Source organism: Microbacterium wangchenii (assembly GCF_004564355.1).
Lineage (GTDB): Bacteria > Actinomycetota > Actinomycetes > Actinomycetales > Microbacteriaceae > Microbacterium > Microbacterium wangchenii.
The window spans coordinates 3,511,281-3,525,141 of record NZ_CP038266.1 but is presented as its reverse complement, the minus strand read 5'-3'; the positions used below and the strand labels follow the sequence as shown (position 1 = coordinate 3,525,141).

13 protein-coding genes and 1 riboswitch are annotated in these 13,861 nt (G+C 72.8%); of the genes, 9 read left to right on the top strand and 4 right to left on the bottom strand.

The window, feature by feature from the left end:
- Positions 1 to 98 precede the first annotated feature (98 nt).
- The gene (locus tag E4K62_RS17110) at positions 99 to 548 is read left to right on the top strand and encodes a hypothetical protein (protein ID WP_240742744.1); all 450 of its coding nucleotides are present in this window, start codon (positions 99 to 101) and stop codon (positions 546 to 548) included.
- On the opposite strand, the gene E4K62_RS17105 is transcribed toward E4K62_RS17110, so the two are convergent.
- Both E4K62_RS17105 and E4K62_RS17100 read right to left on the bottom strand, forming a co-directional pair.
- Positions 541 to 1,359 carry an ABC transporter permease gene (locus E4K62_RS17105; protein ID WP_135069844.1) on the bottom strand — a complete coding sequence of 273 codons (819 nt, stop codon included), beginning with the start codon at positions 1,357 to 1,359 and terminating at the stop codon, positions 541 to 543. The two genes, E4K62_RS17110 and E4K62_RS17105, sit on opposite strands and share 8 nt — an antisense overlap.
- Positions 1,356 to 2,540: an ABC transporter ATP-binding protein gene (locus E4K62_RS17100; RefSeq protein ID WP_135069838.1), complete on the bottom strand. Its 1,185-nt coding sequence runs from the start codon at positions 2,538 to 2,540 to the stop codon at positions 1,356 to 1,358. Before E4K62_RS17100 ends, E4K62_RS17105 begins: the two co-directional genes overlap by 4 nt.
- A gap of 112 nt (positions 2,541 to 2,652) precedes the next feature.
- On the opposite strand from E4K62_RS17100, the gene E4K62_RS17095 reads away from it, so the two are divergent.
- The 3 genes from E4K62_RS17095 to E4K62_RS17085 all read left to right on the top strand — a co-directional run bounded on the left by E4K62_RS17095 (position 2,653) and on the right by E4K62_RS17085 (position 6,038).
- Complete coding sequence (locus E4K62_RS17095) at positions 2,653 to 3,705, top strand: enoyl-CoA hydratase/isomerase family protein (protein WP_135071560.1); 1,053 nt, start codon at positions 2,653 to 2,655, stop codon at positions 3,703 to 3,705.
- A 75-nt stretch (positions 3,706 to 3,780) separates the two neighbouring features.
- Positions 3,781 to 4,698 (top strand): J domain-containing protein, encoded by a 918-nt coding sequence (locus tag E4K62_RS17090; RefSeq protein WP_135069835.1) that lies wholly within the window; start codon positions 3,781 to 3,783, stop codon positions 4,696 to 4,698.
- Between the two features lie 29 nt (positions 4,699 to 4,727).
- Entirely contained in the window at positions 4,728 to 6,038 is a 1,311-nt protein-coding gene (locus E4K62_RS17085) for an SLC13 family permease (RefSeq protein WP_135069832.1), read from the top strand.
- Positions 6,039 to 6,045: 7 nt separating this feature from the next.
- On the opposite strand, the gene E4K62_RS17080 is transcribed toward E4K62_RS17085, so the two are convergent.
- Complete coding sequence (locus E4K62_RS17080; protein WP_240742743.1) at positions 6,046 to 7,572, bottom strand: D-alanyl-D-alanine carboxypeptidase family protein; 1,527 nt, start codon at positions 7,570 to 7,572, stop codon at positions 6,046 to 6,048.
- A gap of 36 nt (positions 7,573 to 7,608) precedes the next feature.
- A riboswitch (TPP riboswitch) is annotated at positions 7,609 to 7,718 on the top strand.
- Here E4K62_RS17080 and E4K62_RS17075 point away from each other — a divergent pair.
- From E4K62_RS17075 to E4K62_RS17065, 3 genes are all read left to right on the top strand, one after another.
- Positions 7,710 to 8,345, top strand: a complete 636-nt coding sequence (locus E4K62_RS17075) for an ECF transporter S component (RefSeq protein ID WP_135069829.1) — start codon at positions 7,710 to 7,712, stop codon at positions 8,343 to 8,345. Its footprint overlaps the riboswitch before it by 9 nt.
- Positions 8,346 to 8,350: 5 nt before the next feature.
- Positions 8,351 to 9,790, top strand: a complete 1,440-nt coding sequence (locus E4K62_RS17070; protein WP_374108120.1) for an ABC transporter ATP-binding protein — start codon at positions 8,351 to 8,353, stop codon at positions 9,788 to 9,790.
- On the top strand, positions 9,787 to 10,575 hold the full coding sequence (locus tag E4K62_RS17065; protein WP_135069826.1) for an energy-coupling factor transporter transmembrane component T family protein: 789 nt from the start codon (positions 9,787 to 9,789) through the stop codon (positions 10,573 to 10,575). Before E4K62_RS17070 ends, E4K62_RS17065 begins: the two co-directional genes overlap by 4 nt.
- Positions 10,576 to 10,593: 18 nt before the next feature.
- Here the strand turns inward: E4K62_RS17065 and E4K62_RS17060 are convergent, their stop codons facing one another.
- Complete coding sequence (locus E4K62_RS17060; RefSeq protein WP_135069822.1) at positions 10,594 to 11,361, bottom strand: aminoglycoside 3'-phosphotransferase; 768 nt, start codon at positions 11,359 to 11,361, stop codon at positions 10,594 to 10,596.
- Between the two features lie 65 nt (positions 11,362 to 11,426).
- Here E4K62_RS17060 and E4K62_RS17055 point away from each other — a divergent pair, with 65 nt between their 5' ends.
- Together E4K62_RS17055 and E4K62_RS17050 are read left to right on the top strand one after the other, a co-directional pair.
- On the top strand, positions 11,427 to 13,145 hold the full coding sequence (locus E4K62_RS17055) for an MFS transporter (protein ID WP_135069819.1): 1,719 nt from the start codon (positions 11,427 to 11,429) through the stop codon (positions 13,143 to 13,145).
- Positions 13,142 to 13,849, top strand: a complete 708-nt coding sequence (locus tag E4K62_RS17050) for a DUF2652 domain-containing protein (RefSeq protein ID WP_135069815.1) — start codon at positions 13,142 to 13,144, stop codon at positions 13,847 to 13,849. The genes E4K62_RS17055 and E4K62_RS17050 overlap by 4 nt, the downstream gene beginning before the upstream one ends.
- Positions 13,850 to 13,861: the final 12 nt, after the last annotated feature.

Here is a 13,861-nt window from a genome sequence, read left to right as displayed (position 1 = left end):
TGGAAGCGGGGGGTTGACGCTCGCGTCCGCGTCGGATCGTTGCCGACCTGTGAGCATCCGCGCACATGGTGGTCCGGCGCCGCTGGCAGACTGTCTGCATGGTGACGCTGCTGCTGGACTCGACGCAGCTCGAGGTCGTGCTCTCGACCGTCGAGCGTGCGCTGTCGTTCCGCCGGCGCAACATCGTCGTGCCGCGTGAGCAGATGGTGAAGGCGCAGCTGACCGACGATGCGTGGACGTGGCTGCGCGGCGTGCCCAGCCCCGGCACCTACCTGCCGTCGGCGGTCGCGATGGGGTCGTGGAAGTCGGCCTTCGGGGTGGATTTCGCCCTCATCCGCCGTCGCCGCCCCGGCGTGGTGATCGACCTGTCCGGCCACGAGGAGTTCGAACGGCTCATCCTGACGACCCGGCACGGTGTGGCGCTGATGCGTGCGCTGCGGCTGGAGGTCGCCGACGAGCCCGAAGACGTCGCCGTGCTGGCCCAGCGCGTGAAGGGCAAGCCGAAGGTGCGTCCGCGCCGCCCGATCGTGGCCCCCGGCGTCAGTTGACGTCGCGCCGCCAGCTGGTGAACTGTCCCAGGACGACGAACACCAGCGCGTAGGCGAGCAGCACCAGGCCGCCGCCCCACCACGACAGCGGATCAGTCGCCGTGGGCATGCCGAGCGAGAACGCACTGGCTCCCACGAGGGCGTCGCCGGCGGCCCCCGGGAGCGCGTTGATCACCGGCTGGAGGCCTTCGACGAATCCGCCGGCCAGGCGCACGAGCGGTTCGATGAACTGCGTGAAGGCCAGCACGATCACGATGGCCACGACCTGGTTGCGCACGACCGACCCCACGCCGATGCCGACGAGGGTCCACAGCACGAAGGCCAGGAGCATCCGCCCGGCCAGCGCCCACGTGTCCGACGACGCCAGGCCGGTCTCCAGGCCGGACGCGGCGAGGATCACGGCGCCCGGGCCGACGGTGGCGACGAGCCCGAGCACGCCGAACACGAGCCCCATCACCACGCCGATGACGACCTTCGCGGCGAGCGCGACACCGCGACGGGGGACGGCGAGGAACGTGGGGGTGAGGGTCTTGTGCCGGAACTCGGTGGTCACCATGAGCGTGCCCACCAGCAGTGGGAAGACGTACCCGAACGAGGTGGCGGTGCTGTAGATCACCGAGGGCAGGGAGTCCGAGGGGACCAGCGGCGTCTCCGTGCCGCCCAGCGCGCCGGTGGCGAGGGAGGTGAGCAACAGGGCGAATCCCGCGGCGGTCAGGCCGACGTAGATCACCAGGACGAGCCCGAGGATCCACCAGATCGCGGTCGTGAACTGCTTCGTGAGCTCGGATCGGCTCGCCGTGACGAGGCTCATCGCTGTCCCCCCTCGGAGTGGTAGCGCTCACGATCGGCGACGTGGTCGTCGTCGCGGGCGGGGAGCACGATGTCGATGACGCCCGTGGCTGCCACGGCGAAGGATGCGGCGGCCGCGGGAGGTTCGTCGCCGCCGCCGTGGGGCGGCTCCGCGTCCGGTTCTGCTTCCGGCGCCGGTTCGGCCTCGGGCTGTGGCTCCGGCTCGATCTCGGCCTGCGCCTCGGGCCTCAACTCGGCGGCCTCGGCTGCCACAGGCGGCGGCACCGCTCCACCGGCGCTCACGTGCACGCGCTCGCCGCTGACGAGTTCGAGGAACACGTCCTCGAGGGTCGCGCCGCGGCGCTGCAGGCTCGACAGTGCGATCCCGGCCGCCTGCGCCACCGCGCCCACCTCGACGGGTTCGGCCGTGCGCACGGTCAGGCCGTTGCGCAGCACCTCGAACGAGTGCCCGGCTGCCGTCAGCGCCGCCTCCAGGGCGGCCCGGTCGGCGGCGTCGACCACGGTGGCCTGATCGGATGCCTCGGCGAGGTCTTCGATGCCGCCCTGGAAGACCAGGCGTCCCTTCGCGATGATCAGCAGCGCGTCCACGGTCTGCTGCACCTCGCCGAGCATGTGGGAGGAGACCAGGACCGTGCGTCCCTCCGCGGCGAGGGCGCGCAGCAGTCCGCGCATCCACCGGATGCCCTCGGGGTCCAGGCCGTTGGACGGCTCGTCCAGGACGAGCACGCCCGGGTCGCCGAGGAGCGCGTACGCGAGCCCCAGCCGCTGGCGCATGCCGAGGGAGAATCCGCCGACCTTGCGGCCCGCGGCATCCGAGAGGCCCACGAGGCCCAGCACCTCGTCGACGCGGGCGCGGGGGATGCCCGCCGCCCGGGCGTACACGAGGAGGTGATTGGCGGCCGTGCGACCGGGATGGAAGCTCGAGGCCTCCAGCACCGCGCCGACGGACTGCAGGGGGGTGGCGAGCTTGGCGTAGGGCACGCCGCCGATCGTCGCGGTGCCCTCGCTCGCACGCACGAGGCCCAGCAGGATGCGCAGGGTCGTGGTCTTCCCGGCGCCGTTGGGGCCGAGGAAGCCGGTGACGAGCCCCGGCTCGACGCGTGCGGACAGATCCGTGACGGCGGTGACGGGGCCGAAGCGCTTGGTGACGCCGGAGAACTCCAGCACCTGTCCTTCGGGCATGCCGAACCTCTCGTCGTTGTGCGATTCCCCCTATCTTCCCGGATATCGCGGGATTCCGCGGGAGCTCACGCCGCCCGGACGTGTCGGCCGGTAACGTGGCGGCGTGGGGAACATGACGGATGAGGGGGACGCTGACGTCCTCGTACGAGTCGGCGGCCGTCTCGGACGGCTGACGCTGAACCGCCCGAAAGCGCTCAACGCGCTCAGCCACGCCATGATCCAGCACCTCGCCACCGCGCTGGCCGGATGGCAGGACACCCCCGACGTCGACGCGGTCCTGCTGGACGGGGCCGGCGATCGCGGTTTCTGCGCGGGCGGGGATATCCGGCAGCTGTATGAGCAGATCGTCGCCGGGAACACGGCCGACACGTCCCGGTTCTTCCGGGACGAGTACCGCCTGAACTCCGCGATCGCCACCTCGGTCGTTCCCGTGGTCAGCATCGCCGACGGCATCACGATGGGCGGGGGCATCGGCCTCACCGGTCACGCGGCGCTGCGCGTGGTCACCGAGCGCTCCCGATTGGCGATGCCGGAGACCCGCATCGGGTTCACCCCCGACGTCGGCGGATCCTGGCTCCTCGCCCGCGCCCCCGGCCGTCTCGGGGAGTACCTCGCCCTCACCGGGGCGTCGATGGATGCGGCCGACGCGATCTACGCCGGCTTCGCCGACCACCTCGTGCCCACCACGCGCCTGGGGGCGCTGCGCGACGCGCTCGGGGCGGACGCGGACGGCACCGACCCCGCCGAGCTCGTCCTGCTCTTCGATGACACACCGCGCCCGTCCGGTCTCGCCCAGGCGCGCGAGTGGATCGACGACGCGTTCGCCGGCAGCACGGTGGCCGAGATCGTCGGCCGCCTCCGGGCCAGGTCTGAGCCCGAGGCCGCCGCGGCGGCCGATACGCTCGCCGCGCTGTCGCCCACCTCGCTCGCCGTGACCCTGCAGGCCGTCCGCCGCGCGCGGGAGCTGCCCGATCTCCGGGCGGCGCTGGCGCAGGAGTACGCCCTGGTGATGTGGTTCGTCACGACGCAGCCCGATCTGGTCGAGGGCATCCGCGCGCAGGTGGTCGACAAGGACCGCTCACCCCGCTGGCAGAGCGAGGCGTCGCCGGATTCGGTGGCGGAGGCGTTCGCCCACGCGCCCGCCCTGCCCCTGTGGGAGTCGTGAGCCGGCGCACGCAGTGGGCGCGCCCAGAGCGAACGGACAGCCGACCCACATCCGCTGCGGATTAGCCTGACAGACGTGTTCGACAGTCCCGTATCCGCGTCGGCGTACGAGGTGCTCGGCGTGGGAGCCGAGGCCGACGACGAGGCGCTCCGCCGCGCGTACCGTCTCCGCCTCCGGCAGAGCCACCCCGACGCGGGGGGCGACGCGGCCGTGTTCATCCAGGTGCAGCGGGCGTGGGAGCTGATCGGCACCCCCGAGGCCCGCGCGGCGTACGACCGCGGCCGGGGATCCTCGAGCGCGGAGTGGGCCGGGCCGCAGGCGCCCGCGTCCCCGCGGCCCGACACCCGCCCGCGGGCCCGCTCCTACGGCCAGCCCGGCGGCTGGCGCCGCGAGCGGTACCTGACGCTGATCCGCGAGTGGGTCGGACGCGGCGTGGACCTCGCTGACCCGTACGATCCGCAGCTCGTCCGCTCCGCCCCGCACGACCTGCGGCGCCTCCTCGCCGATGCGCTCGCCGAAGAGGCCACGGCCCGCGTCGTGGCCGACCTGGGGATGGGGTACACCGTGTGGCATGACGTCGCCGCATCCCGCGACGGCGTTCCCGACGACAAGATCGACCACGTCGTGCTCGGGCCCAGCGGCCTGTACGCCGTGCTCTCGGAGGACTTCGGAGGCCCCGTGGGCTTCCGCCGCGGCGAGATCGTCGGGCCCCACGTCGTCGGAGCCCCGGTCACCGACCTGGTCAGCAGGCTGCGCGTTATCGCACGGTCGGCCGGCGTGCGCTTCAGCGGCGCCATCGTCGTCCTGCCCGACGGCGACACCCTCGACGCGATCACCCAGCTCGGGAAGGTCCGCGGCACCCCGGTGGCCGTCGCCGCCCGCAGTGCGCTGTCCACGGTGCTGCGGCAGGGGGTCGCCGGCGCCCGCGAGATCGGCGGGACGGAGCTGTTCGACATCCGCACCCGGCTGCAGCAGCGCGTACGGCACGTCTGAATTCCGCCCGTGCGGGTTAGCGTGGGGGCGTGGATCCCCTTCTCGCGACGCTCCTGATCCTCGCCGCGGCGATCCTGGCCTTTTTGTCGGGACGCATCCCGCTGGAGGTCATCGCCATCGGCGTCGCGCTGGCACTGTGGGCCACCGGGGTGCTCACCCTCCCGGAGGTGCTCGCAGGCTTCGGGGACCCCACGGTGCTGTTCATCGCGAGCCTGTTCGTGGTGGCGGGGGCACTGGATGCCACGGGCGTGACGCGCTGGGCGGGGGGCTTCATCGTGGCGCGGGCCGGCAGCCGGCGGGGGCCGGTGACGATCTGGATCATCGGGGTCGCCGCCCTGCTGACCTCGCTGATCAGCATCAACGGGGCGGTGGCCGCGCTCGTGCCGGTGGCCGCCGTCGTCGCGCGGCGGTCGGGCATCCCGGTGTCGCAGCTGATGATCCCGCTGGCCTTCGCAGGATCGGCCGGATCGCTGCTCACCCTCACCGGCACACCCGTGAACGTCGTGGCCTCCGAACTCGCCGAGGAGGCGGTCGGGCGTCCGATCGGCTTCGTCGAGTTCGCCCTCGTGGGCGGGCCGCTCCTGATCGTCAGCGCACTGGTCATGCTCGTGTGGGCTCCCCGCGCCCTCCCCGCCCACGGCCCGGGACCGCACGTCCCGCTCACCGAGCGTGAGGAGGAGAACCTCGCGCTGGTCCCGGAGACCGTGCGCACGGGTGCCACCCGCGTGCCCCGCGCCGCCGGCGGCCTCGGACGCGGCGCACGGCGCACGCTGATCATCGCGGGTGTCATGGTCGTGCTGCTGGCCACGGGGCTCGTTCCGCCGGCGGTGGCCGGCCTGCTCGCCGCCGCGGCCATCTTGCTCACGCGCGTGCTGCCCGCCGATGAGGCCTACCACAGCATCTCGTGGACGACGATCATCCTCATCGCGGGCATGATCCCGTTGTCCAACGCCGTCCTGGACAGCGGCGCCGCCGACGCGCTCGCCGACCTCGTGCTGGGGCTGGTGGGGACCGCCTCGCCCCACCTGGCGCTGCTGGTGGTGTGCCTGGTCACGGTCGTCCTGGGACAGTTCATCTCCAACGTGGCGACCGTGCTGGTGGTCGCGCCGGTGGCCGTCTCCATCGCCGCGACGCTGGAGGTCAGCGCCCTGCCGTTCATCGTGGGCCTGGCGGTGGCCGGGGCCGCCGCGTTCCTGACCCCCGTCGCCACGCCCGCGAACCTCATGGTGCTGGAGCCGGGCGGCTACCGATTCGGCGACTACTGGCGGCTCGGGCTGCCCCTGGCTGTGGTGTTCGTGGCCTTCGCGGTGCTCTACGTGCCCCTCATCTGGCCCTTCTGAGGCCGCGTCAGCCGTTCAGGCCCAGCAGGTCCAGCGGATGGGTCAGCCGCCACCAGGCGGTCGGTCCCTCCAGATCCGAGGCCAGCTGCAGCTCGACCGTCGTGCTGTCCAGCGGCCCCGCCACCGACAGCGTGCCCACGGCGTCGCCCTCGCTCTCCCGGTCGCCGAGGTCGAACTCGGACGCGGCCGTGGCGGCGATGCCGTTCCACAGGATCACCGAGGCATCCGATGCGGTGACCACATCCGAGGATTCGCCCCAGCGGGTCATCACCCGGCCGGCGACCGTGCCGGCCGTCACCGACGGACGCAGTCGCAGCTCGTCCTCCACCTGCGTGAACAGCGCACGCGTCGCGTCGTCGCGCGCCGTGGTGTCGGGCTGCCCCAGCACGGCGGCGTACAGGCGCACTGTCGTCTCGCCCAGGACGACGTCCTTGGCCGAGAGGAGGTTGTAGGAATCCAGCGTGCCGGTCTTGATGCCGACCATCCCGGGGTCCAGGAGAAGCGGGTTGGAGTTGGTCACGCTTCCCGCCCCCGGCAGTTCGACGGACTGCTTCCGCACGATGTCGGAGATCACGGGGTGGCGCATCGCCCGGGCGGCCAGGGTCAGCAGCGCCTCCGGGCTGGCGGTGTTCCCCGCCTCGATGCCGGTGGGGTCGACGATCGTGATGCCGGGGATGCCCTGCGTGGCCAGCCACGAGCGGGCGGCCGCGCCGAACACCTCGTCCGAGGGCCAGAGATCGGCCGCGAGGCGGTCGGCGTAGTTGTTGGCCGAGCCGATGAGCATCCCCTCGAGCATCTGGTACTGCGTGAGGCTGCCGCCCACGGGCACATCCAGCGCCGACTCGCCGTTCGCGCGGTACTGCCAGTACCGCGCACGGTCGGCCGCGGAGAACCGGTACTCGGGGCCGCTCTCACCCACCGCCAGCGGCATCCGATCCAGCACCAGCAGCGCCGTGACGACCTTCGTGATGCTGGCGATGGATACCGCGTCCCCGCTGGAGGCCTGCGCCCCGTCGATACCGGCCACCGAGATCGCCGCGCTGCCCTGCCCGGGCCAGGCGGGGGCTGCGGCGGGGGCGGGGGCCGTCTGCACCGCGACGGCTTCGATGCGGGGCGGGATCGCGTGCAGCGGCCACAGCAGCGTGATCGCGGCGTACGCCATCGTGACCAGGACCAGGAATGCGGTGGGGACGAGAACGCCCGGGCGCCAGGGTGAGCGCCGGCGGACGCCGGCGAGCAGGTCCGGTGCGGAATCCGGTGCGCTCTCCGCCGGCCCGGTCACCGGGGCCGGCAGGGTGATGCGCTCCTCGTCCACCCAGCCCAGCGCCACCGGCCCGGAGGTCTCCGCCGCGACCGGCGGGTCGGCCGGCTGCTGCAGCACGAGCACGCCCGGATCCGCGTCCTCCTCCGGGGCCACGTCTGCGTCGGCGGCCGCGTCCGGGGCCGCGCCGTCGGCGTCCGGGGCGGCGCCGTCGGCGTCCCCGTCGCCACGCCGCAGCGCCCGCCGGGTCGGGGGAGGCGCGTCCGTGGTCACCCGGCTAATTTAGCCTCCCTCGGCGCTATACTCGGGCGCGACAACCACGGGAGTCCGGTGAGCCGGGCTGAGAGGAAGCGATCCACGCTTCGACCGTCGAACCTGATCTGGGTCATGCCAGCGCAGGGAGGAGCGAAATGAACATTTCCACGTCCACATCCGCGCCCACCGGAACCGCCACCGGGACGCACCGCTTCCGCTGGCGCGTCATCGACATCGTCGTGGCGAGCGTCCTCGGCGTCGCGTCGGGCCTCATCTTCCTGCTCTGGAACATCGGGTACCTCGGCCCCAAAGCGCTGCTCGAACCGCTCCTGCCCGGCGTGCAGGGCCTTCTCGACGGGCCCTGGCTGCTCGCCGGTGTGCTCGGGGCACTCATCATCCGCAAACCCGGCGCGGCGATCTACACCGAGACCCTCGCCGCGGTCGTGTCCGCGCTGATGGGCAACCAGTGGGGCGGCTTCCTCACGATCGAGGCGGGCCTGGTCCAGGGACTCGGCGCCGAACTGGTGTTCCTGCTGTTCTTCTACCGCCGCTGGAACCTCGGCGTCGCGGTGCTCGCCGGCGTCGGCGCAGCCCTCGCGGGCGGGATCAACAACCTCGTGTTGTGGTACGCCGGCGCCGACACCGCGTTCACCGTCGTCTACCTCGTCAGTACGGCCGTTTCCGGTGCCGTGCTCGCCGGCGGCCTCGCGTGGCTGCTGGCCCGGGGGCTGGCCGCCACCGGCGCGCTGGACCGCTTCGCCGCGGGCCGATCCGCCCGCGTGCGCGTCTGAGCCCGGTGGAGCGGCCGGCAGAGGTCGTCGCCCGCGGTTGGGGCTGGCGGCACGCCTCGCGTCGGGCGTGGGCGCTGCGCGAGGTCTCGCTGCGCATCGCGCCGGGGGAGCGTGTGCTGCTCCTCGGCATCTCCGGCTCGGGCAAGTCCACGCTGCTCGCGGGGCTGGCCGGCGTGCTCGGCGGCGAGGAGGAGGGCGAATCCCGTGGCGAGCTGCTGCTGGACGGCGTTCCGGCGGTGCGTCTGCGCGGACGCGCGGGACTGGTGCTGCAGGATCCGGATTCGCAGGTGATCCTCGCCCGCGTCGGCGACGACGTCGCGTTCGGATGCGAGAACCTCGGAGTCCCGCGCGACGAGATCTGGCCGCGCGTGACGGCGGCGCTGGATGCGGTGGGCCTGGACGTTCCGCTGCAGCGCCCGACCAAGGCGCTCTCCGGCGGGCAGAAGCAGCGGCTGGCGCTGGCCGGAGCCATCGCGATGCGGCCAGGCCTGCTCCTGCTGGACGAGCCGACCGCGAACCTCGACCCCGCCGGTGTGGCCGAAGTGCGCGCCGCCGTCGACCGGAGCCTCGCGGCCCACCCGGCGACGCTCGTCGTCGTGGAGCATCGCGTGGACGTGTGGCTGCCGATCGTGGACCGCGTGATCGTCCTCGGCGACGGCGGCGTGATCGCCGACGGATCGCCCGAGCGCGTGCTCGCCGACGAGGGCGAGTCGCTGGCCCAAGCGGGCGTGTGGGTCCCCGGCATCCCGCCGGCCCACCCCGCGCCGCCGAAGGCTGCGCCCGGGCCCGCCCTGCTGACCGCGCGCGATCTGAGTGTCGAACGGGTGCGCAGGCAACCGGTCGCGAGCGGGATCGATCTGGCGGTGGAGGCGGGAGCGGCGCTGGCCATCACCGGGCCCAACGGCGCCGGCAAGTCCACTCTCGGGCTCACCCTGGCAGGGCTCCTGCCGTCCGCGTCGGGCGAGCTGGCCGCATCCGCCGCCCTCGCCGACGGTGCCGGCGCGTCGCCCATCCGCTGGACGTCGCGGCAGCTCCTGACGCGGATCGGCACGGTGTTCCAAGACCCCGAGCACCAGCTGCTCACCCGCACCGTCCGGGACGAACTGGAGGTCGGACCCGCCGCGCTCGGCACCGTCGACGCACGCCGCATCGACGAGCTCCTCGAGCGGCTGCGCCTGTCCGCCCTCGCGGCGGCGAACCCGTACACGCTGTCGGGCGGCGAGAAGCGGCGGCTCACCGTCGCTGCGGCGCTCGCCACTCGCCCGAGCGTCCTCGTGCTGGATGAACCCACCTTCGGGCAGGACGCCCGCACATGGGCAGAGCTCGTCGCCCTCCTGGCCGAGGTGCGCGACGACGGCGTGGCACTGGTCACCGTCACCCACGACGAAGACGTCGTGACGGCACTGCATGCCCGTCGGTTCGCCCTGGCCGGAGCGCTGCGGTGACCCTCCTGGACGCCACCGCGCGCACGGGCGCGGTCGCGCGGCTCAATCCGCTGTCCAAGCTCGCCGCCAGCGCGCTCATCGCCCTGCCGTTGATCTTGACGCTGGATGCCGTGTCAGCGGGTGTCGCGCTGGCGCTGGAATGCCTGCTCCTGCCGTTCGCGGGGCTGCGATGGCGCGAATTCTGGCTGCGCACGTGGCCGGTGTGGGTGGCCGCGCCCCTCACGGCCGTCACGATCGCACTGTACGGCGAGTCGTCGGGCCGGGTCCACGTCGAATGGCTCCTGCTGCGCGTGAGCGACGGCTCCCTCGAACTCGCGCTCGCGACACTGCTGCGCGTGCTGGCGATCGCGCTGCCCTCCGTCGTGCTGTTCGTCACGGTCGACCCCACCGATCTGGCGGACGGGCTCGCGCAGATCCTGCGGCTGCCGGCCCGATTCGTGCTCGGCGCGCTCGCGGCCCTGCGCATGGTCGGGCTGTTCCTGGATGACTGGCGAGCCCTCGAGCTCGCGCGGCGGGCCCGCGGGGTCGCCGACCGCGGCCGCATCCGGCGGTTCGCGGGCATGGCCTTCGCACTCCTGGTCCTCTCCATCCGGCGCGGCTCGAAGCTCGCCACGGCGATGGAGGCGCGCGGCTTCGGGGCACCGGGCCGGCGCACGTGGGCGCGGGAATCGCATTTCGGCGCCGGCGACATCGCGCTCCTCGCCGTCGGAGCCGCGATCTCAGCCGTCGCGGTGCTCGCGGCTGTGCTCACCGGCGCGTGGAACTTCATCCTCGGCCCGTCCTGACCCGGCCAGGGCTCGGCCTCAGGTGGCGTTCCACAGCGCCTGGTAGTACGCGAGGCGCTCGCGATCCGGGCTGATGCCATACGCCTCCACCAGCGCGTCCTGCCATCCCGGACCGTAGTTCCACTCCGTGCTCATGGCGGCCACCGCGATGTCGGCCCACCGGTCGGCGACCCCCAGGGCGCCCAGGTCGACGTGCCCGCTCCACGCGCCGTCGTCGCCGACGAGGGTGTTGGGTGCGCACGCATCGCCGTGGCACACCACGAGCCGCTCGATCGGCGGAGGTTCGCGCAGCGCCGGCGGGAGGACGATCCCGCGGCCGGCCGCGTTCGCCACGCGGGCGGGCACGGTCCAGTCGAACGGGCACTCGTCGACGGGAAGAGCCTCGTGCAGGGCTCGAAGCCCGCGTCCGATCGCCCGCACCGCCGTCGCCGGCTCCGCCGTCCACCGCGGGTCGACGGCCGACAGGCCGGGAAGGCCCGAGGTGACGAGCCACTCGTGCTCGTCGTCGGCACCCACGGCGAGCACCCTCGGCACCGGCGTGTAGGCCGACGCCCACCCCATCCGTTCGGCCTCCACCGCCATCGATGTCTCGGCGTTGAGGGGGCCGTACTTGATGTACCGGACGCCCTCGACCCCCCTCGCGCGAAACGTCAATCCGCCGATCTCGTTCTCCCACACCGGTTCCAGCGCCGCGCCCTCGGCGAGGTCGCGCACGCGTGCGGGCACCGGCGTGGTGGTGGGCGGGGCGAAGGCCTGCTGCCATGTCTCCCGTGCGTCCGGGTTCATCGCTCCATCATGCCCGTGTCGCCGTACCCCTGGTCTCGACCGCAGCAAGGCCATAGTGTCCGCACATGGGCGTGGGGACCCGCGACAACCTCCGCGACGCCGCGGAAGCTTTTTCGAGCAATTGGCGCAATCGGAATCTGCGACGCGCGCAGTTGGGGTTCCTCGGCGCGTGGACAGCGGAATGGGCCTTCACCGTGGGCCTCGGCATCGTGGCGTACGTGGACGGGGGCGCGCTGGCCGTCGGACTCGTCGGCCTCCTGCGGATGCTGCCGTCAGCAGTGCTCGCGCCCCTCCTGTCGCCGTTCGCCGACCGCGGCAGGCGTGAGCGGGTGCTCGTGATCGTCTCGCTGCTGCGCGGCGCGGCGACGGGGGGCGCGGCGGCCGTGGTCGCCCTCTCCGGACCGGTGGTCGTCGTCTATGTCCTCGCCGTCATCTCGACCATGGCCGCCACGCTGTTCCGGCCCGCGCATTCGGCCCTGCTTCCCACCCTGAGTCGCACCGGCCATGAGCTGGCCAGCGCCAACGTGGTCCGCGGCCTGCTCGACTCCGTGGCGACGCTGATCGGACCCCTCCTCGCCGCCCTCCTCCTCGCCCTCGCAGACGTGTCGGCCGTCTTCGCCGTGGCCGCCGCGGCCTCGTTGTGGGCGGCGCTTCTGCTCTCCCGCGTGCGGTACGAGACCGCTCCGCGACCCGCCGCTCCCCGGCGGAACCTGCTCACCGAGGCGGCCGAGGGACTGCGTGCGGTGCTGCGCAACGGCGGTCTGCGTCTCATCCTGGGTCTCGCCGCGGCGCAGTCGCTCACGCGGGGAGCCCTGACGGTGTTCTCGGTCGTCGTGGCGATCGAGCTGCTCGGCATCGGAGAGTCCGGCGCCGGGACGCTCATGGCCGCGGTCGGAGTCGGCGCGGTCGCGGGGTCCCTCGCCGCATCCCTGCTGGTGGGCACCGCTCGGCTGGGTGGCTGGTTCGCGGTGGGTGTGGCTCTGTGGGGACTGCCGCTCGCCCTCATCGGCCTGTTCCCCGGGGAGGCCGCCGCGCTTGTGCTGCTCGCCCTCGTCGGCGTCGGCAACGCGCTGATCGACCTCGCCGGATTCACCCTGATCGGGCGCCTCACTCCCAACGATGTGATGGCCCGGGTCTTCGGAGTCCTGGAAAGCCTCGTCGCCGTGTCGATCGGGGTGGGCTCCATGCTCGCCTCCGCGCTGATCGCGTGGCTGGGTCTGCAAGGGGCGCTCCTGACGACCGGTGCCCTCTGCCCCGTGCTCGCCGTCCTCGCGTGGCGGCGGCTGCGTTCCCTCGACCGCTCGGTGGGCGACCTCGACGAGGACGTGGAGCTGCTCCAGCACGTGCCGATGCTCCGCCCGCTTCCGCTGCCCGCGATCGAGCAGATCGCCCGCGCGATGGAGCCGGTCGACCTGCCCGAGGGTGCGACGGTGTTCCGGCAGGGCGACACCGGCGACCGGTACTACGTGATCCGCGCGGGCTCCGTGGACGTCGTGGGAGACGGGCGGGTGGTGGCGACACTGCGTCGAGGGGACGGCTTCGGTGAGATCGCGCTTCTGCGCCGAACCCGACGCACGGCCACCGTCGTCGCCCGCGAGCCGGTGCGTCTGTCGTCCCTGACATCGGAACGCTTCGGCGGGATCGTGCTCGGTTACGGTCCCAGCGCGGCAGCGGCCACCGAGGACGTCGACGGACGATTGGCCCGGTTCGCCCCTGTCACACCGCCCGAGGCCCCCGTCGTCGAAGAGCCGTCACCACCCGAATCCGAGGAGCGTAACTCGTGACCACTGCACGCACGGCGTTGCTGATCGCCGACATCGGCGGATACACCGACTACATGGGCGCGCATCGGATGACCCTGGCGCACGCCGAGGTCAATACCGCGCGCATGCTCGAGAGCATGATCCGTGCGGCGCCCGACTTCGATCTCATCGAGATCGAGGGCGACGCCGCGTTCTTGGCTCGTCGCACGAGTCCCGCAGAACCGGACGGCACTCTCTCGAATCTGCTGGCGGTGGCGGTGGCGATGCATCGGGCCTTCCATGACGAACGCGCCTATGTCGTGGCCAACCTGTGCCCGTGCGGGGGATGCCGGCAGGCGCGCGACCTCACGCTGAAGTTCGTCGCCCACGTGGGCGATGTCGCCACGCAGAGCATCAGGGGCCGGACCAAGCTCGTCGGCATCGACGTCATCCTCGTCCACCGCTTGCTGAAGAACGATGTGACGATCCCCGAGTACGTGCTCCTCACGGACGAGCTCTTCCGCACGGATGAGACGGCGCTCGGGGAGACTCGGCAGGAGATCGCCGCCGAGCTGGAGGGCATCGGCAGCATCGGCGCGCATTTCGTCGACGTCGGCTCTCTGGATGCGGCGCCCCCGCCACCGCGTGCGCTCGGGCTGGGTGCGCGCCTTGCCAGCACTTTCTCGGCCGTGGGGAGGGGGCTGCCCTACATGACGGGCAGGAAGCGGCCACGGCGGGATCGCTGAGGGCGCACCCGA